This window comes from Streptomyces sp. NPDC007901 (assembly GCF_042959465.1).
GTDB lineage: Bacteria > Actinomycetota > Actinomycetes > Streptomycetales > Streptomycetaceae > Streptomyces.
The window spans coordinates 1-4,009 of record NZ_JBIBKW010000076.1; the positions used below are offsets into that span (position 1 = coordinate 1).

Annotated in this window: 5 protein-coding genes; 3 read left to right on the forward strand and 2 right to left on the reverse strand. The window is 67.9% G+C overall.

Annotation, left to right across the window (positions count from 1 at the left end):
- Positions 1–681: 681 nt before the first annotated feature.
- Complete coding sequence (locus tag ACFZDK_RS55535) at positions 682–867, reverse strand: hypothetical protein (protein ID WP_390987001.1); 186 nt, start codon at positions 865–867, stop codon at positions 682–684.
- A 99-nt stretch (positions 868–966) separates the two neighbouring features.
- Positions 967–1,410, reverse strand: coding sequence for a hypothetical protein (locus tag ACFZDK_RS55540; RefSeq protein WP_390987004.1), 444 nt, complete (start codon positions 1,408–1,410; stop codon positions 967–969).
- 726 nt (positions 1,411–2,136) lie between these two features.
- On the opposite strand from ACFZDK_RS55540, the gene ACFZDK_RS55545 reads away from it, so the two are divergent.
- The 3 genes from ACFZDK_RS55545 (at position 2,137) to ACFZDK_RS55555 (ending at position 3,790) form a co-directional block, all read left to right on the forward strand.
- The gene (locus ACFZDK_RS55545) at positions 2,137–2,856 is read left to right on the forward strand and encodes a transposase (RefSeq protein ID WP_390987006.1); all 720 of its coding nucleotides are present in this window, start codon (positions 2,137–2,139) and stop codon (positions 2,854–2,856) included.
- A gap of 231 nt (positions 2,857–3,087) precedes the next feature.
- Positions 3,088–3,294 carry an IS3 family transposase gene (locus tag ACFZDK_RS55550; RefSeq protein WP_390987009.1) on the forward strand — a complete coding sequence of 69 codons (207 nt, stop codon included), beginning with the start codon at positions 3,088–3,090 and terminating at the stop codon, positions 3,292–3,294.
- Complete coding sequence (locus ACFZDK_RS55555; RefSeq protein WP_390987013.1) at positions 3,254–3,790, forward strand: hypothetical protein; 537 nt, start codon at positions 3,254–3,256, stop codon at positions 3,788–3,790. Before ACFZDK_RS55550 ends, ACFZDK_RS55555 begins: the two co-directional genes overlap by 41 nt.
- The last annotated feature ends 219 nt before the right edge of the window (positions 3,791–4,009 follow it).

Here is a 4,009-nt window from a genome sequence, read left to right on the forward strand (position 1 = left end):
CCTGCGGCACAACCGACTGCACCTGCTCCGTATCAGCCTCCACCAGCCCAGCCGCTCCGGACGAATCCATCGCAGCAACTCGTGCACGAGACAGGCCTTCGGCCCCACCCCCCCGCGCCCGCACACGGGCGGCCCGGGAGTAGTCCCTCTGCCTTCGCCGGTCCCGTAGTTCCGCCTCGGTGAGCTCCCAGTCGGGCCTGGCCGCAGCGATCCGGCGAGGCGCCGCCCCCTCACCCTCCTTCAACCGCAGACGGGCCCTCGCTTTGGAATCCCTCTGCTGTTCCCGGTACCGTAGTTGCTCCGGGGTGAGCGCCGAGTCGGGCCTGGCCGCAGCCCTCCGGCGAGGCGCCGCCTCCTCACCCGCCTCCTTCCGCAGACGGGACCTCGCCTTGGAATCCCTCTGCTGTTGCCGGAGCCGTAGTTGCTCCGGGGTGAGCTCCGAGTCGGGCCTGGGCGGCCTCCGGCGAGGCGCCGCCTGCGCACCCCCCTGTTCCCGGCCCTGCTCGTCCGTCTCTGCACGTTGGTCTTCAGCAGGCATCACGGCCTCCAAAAAAGGTCAACACAGCTTTCGCCATCACGACGTTCCCACCCCCCTCGTGGTTCACCAGCAGCCGACAGCGGAACCGTAAGCTTGACTCACAGTCGGGGATCTTGGAGTTGCCGAGGTCAGCTGCCCGGGGTTCACCAGGACTTCGGCCGGGGTATCTCACGCTGGTCGAGGTAGTTCTGGAAGGCAGTCGGTCGGCGGCGCGTGGCGGCTTCCTCGGCGGGTGGCAGTCCGCTGAGACGCTCGATGTTGACGGCGATGGCCGTCAGGACGTGTTGGATGTGGGGCTTTCCCTCTCCTCGGTAACGGCTGCGTCGCATGCCGTGTCCGTGGGCGAACTCGTTGACGGTGCCCTCACTCCGGAGCGGACCGCGTAGCGGGTCTTCCATTCGGGTGTCTGTTGCTCGGTGCACGCGGAGTTACGGGTCGCGGAGTTCGCGTGGAGGGAAGCCCACGGTGCGGGCGCTATCGGCGGTAGTGGTGTACGGGGTGCGGGCAGGGCAGGGGCGGCACTGGCTCTTGGCAAACCGAGCTGCGATCAGCGGGGCCGCGGTGGGCGAGGAGGGGCCGTGCCAGCCCGCGCTGACCTGTCCCTGGGGGCAGGTGACCTGCTGCTTGTCGTAGTCGATGTGGAAGTCGTCCCGGGCGAAGCCCTCGCCTCGGCGGTGTTGGCGGGTGGGGTTGGTCCTCAGCGGTCCGAAGACGGTGACCGGGTGTTCGCGGGTGCCTTGTTCCAGGTGGGGCAGGGAGGTGTAGCCGGCGTCGACGAGGTGCTCGGCGGGCAGCAGCCCACATCGGGCGAGGCGGGTGTGGATGCCGGGCAGGACCTGGCTGTCGTGGGTGGTGGCCACGTCCGTGATCACGTTGGGACCGTCGGGAGCGCAGGTCTCCGCAGATGGGCGGAGAACCCCTTCCAGCTGATGATGTGTCCGTGCCGTGCATAGCGGGCCGAGGTGTCGTAGGGCGAGACGACCGCCCGGGACGAGGACGGCAGCCCGGGTCCGCCTTCCTTCTCGGCGGTGCGCCAGCGCAAGTGCCCTGCGGCGTCACGGGGGCAATTCTGCACCATGATCTGCCGCAGGGCCTGGACACGAGGACCGGACGTGCGGTCCGCTCCATGCCGGTAAAGGTGTTCCAGGAGCCTGACGGCGTCATTTCTGGTGGCAAGGATTCTGGTCTTGGGCTTGGTGGGGTTCTTGCCCAGGCGGACCGGCCGGCCGTAGCGGAGCCCCCAGTCCTCATCTACCAGTTCGTCCAGCAGAGAGGGGACATGCCGGCGACTTCTTCGAGTGCGACGCGGACCGCCTCGGTGATCAGCTCCAGGCAGGTCAGGTCGCGCACCGCGGCTAGGACATGGGGGGAATCGGTACGCTGCGTGGTGCGTTCGCGCACCAGTCAGGCCTCTTGTCGGCGTACGGAAACTTCTCTTCACGTGTACGCAGACACCAGCACGGACGCCGTGGAACTGCTGATCAAAGCTCCTACCCCGGCAGCCGGGGTAGGAGCTGACCCGCACCCAGATCACCGCCGCCCTGGCCCGCGCCCGCCGGCACCACCGGGACGCCAAAGCGGCCACGATCCAGATCGCGGTGCGCGAACCGCAGCTGAGACTCCCCGAACCGGTCGCGGCCGCCTACGCGGCCACCGCAACCGCCCACGCCCGGCTGCTGATCACCCTCAACGAGCAGATAGCCGACCTGAAAGGGCAGGCGAAGGTCCATTTTCTGGAGCACCCGGACGCTGAGATCTACCTCTCGATGCCCGGCATCGCGGAGATCACCGGCGCCCGGGTGCTCGCCGAGTTCGGAGACGACCCCGCCCGCTACGCCGATGCGAAGGCCCGCAAGAGCTACGCCGGCACCAGTCCCATCACCCGGGCCTCCGGCAAGAGCCACACCGTCCAGGCCCGCCACGTCCGCACCAACCGCCTCGCCGACGCGTTGCAGACCCAGGCGTTCTCCGCCCTGCGCGCCTCACCCGGCGCCCGCCACTACTACGACAAGCAACGCGCCCGCGAGATCGGCTACGACCCCGCTCTCCGCCAGCTGGGCAACCGCCTCGTCGGCATCCTCCACGGCTGCCTCAAGACCCGAACCCTCTACGACGAAGCAACCGCCTGTTCCCACCACGCCCACCCCCCATGCCGCTTGACACCAAACGACATGGGGTGTCTGACCCGGACGGCGAAAAGGGCGGTGCCCGCCCCGGGCGTGCTCGGCCGCGACTTCACCGCGAGTGCGCCGGGGATGACGAGGGTCGGCGCCATCACCTACATTCCCACCGACGAGGGCTGGCTGTATCCACCGTGATCGACCTGTTCTCCCGCCGCCTGCTCGGCTATGCAATGGCAGAGCGGCACGACGCCGAGCTGGTGGTGGCCTCACTCAACATGGCCGCGGCCACCCGTGGAGGCGATGTCCGTGGCGTGATCACGCACCGGCAGGGGCAGCGAGTACTGCTCCCGGAAGTTCCAGCGGGCCTGCCCCAAGCTGGGCATCACCCAGTCCATGGGCAGAGTCGGATCTTGTTTCGACAACGCTGTGAGCGAGGCGTTCAACAGCGTCCTCAAAGTCGAGTACGTCCACCGGCACACCTTCGCCACCCGCACCGAGGCCCGGATCAGGATCGCAACCTGGATCACCGACTTTTACAACGCCAGGCGGCTACACAGCGTATGCGGGTTCAAGAGCCCGATCGACTACGAACGTGACTACCGAGCCACCCTCACCGAGGGACTGGCCGCATAGATCGTCTCCACGCTGCGAGGGGATTGACATCATCCCGTTCCCCCGCCCCGACGGCCGGCCGGACCTGACCGGACACATCGGCGCTACCGTCCTGCACCATCCCCTGCCGGCCCGCCGCCCCAGGATCTCTGCCCGCATCGTCAAGCGCGGCATCTCCCGCTATCACACCTGGAACCACGACGGCCGACCCCTCGCCAGCACCCCGATCACCGCCCTCACCCTGTCCGTCCAGCCGCCGGCCCTGGCACCGCGCCGGACACGAGCACCAGGGAAACAGGACCGCTGGACGCAGGTCTCGCAGATCATGGCCGCCGCCCACCGCACCTGGCAGGCCAAGGAGATCGCTCACGCACTCGGCATCACCGGCCGGAAACCCATCAACAGCCTGAACACACAACTCGGTTACTGGACCCGCGCCGGCCGCTTGACCCGCACCGCCCCCAGCACCGACAAGATCACCCTCCCGGAATCCTTGACGGCGACCTCAAGCCCCTAACTTCGAGGCATTGGACGATCACCTGCCGACGATCACGCACCCGAGCGGTACGCGCACCCCATCCACGACCCACGCCAGGCCCACGACCTGCAATTTCAAGTTGAAAACCTCTCATTTCCTTTAGAACGCGAGCCGCGTACCCAAGTATGGCGACCAGGGCATCATGGTGTGGGCGCGCACGAGTGATCTTTCTCGCCGTGTAAGAAGGCGCGTGAGCCC

Excerpts from the sequence above, each read along its gene's own strand:
- ACFZDK_RS55535 (WP_390987001.1), bottom strand. The coding sequence starts at position 867 with ATGCGACGCAGCCGTTACCGAGGAGAGGGAAAGCCCCACATCCAACAC.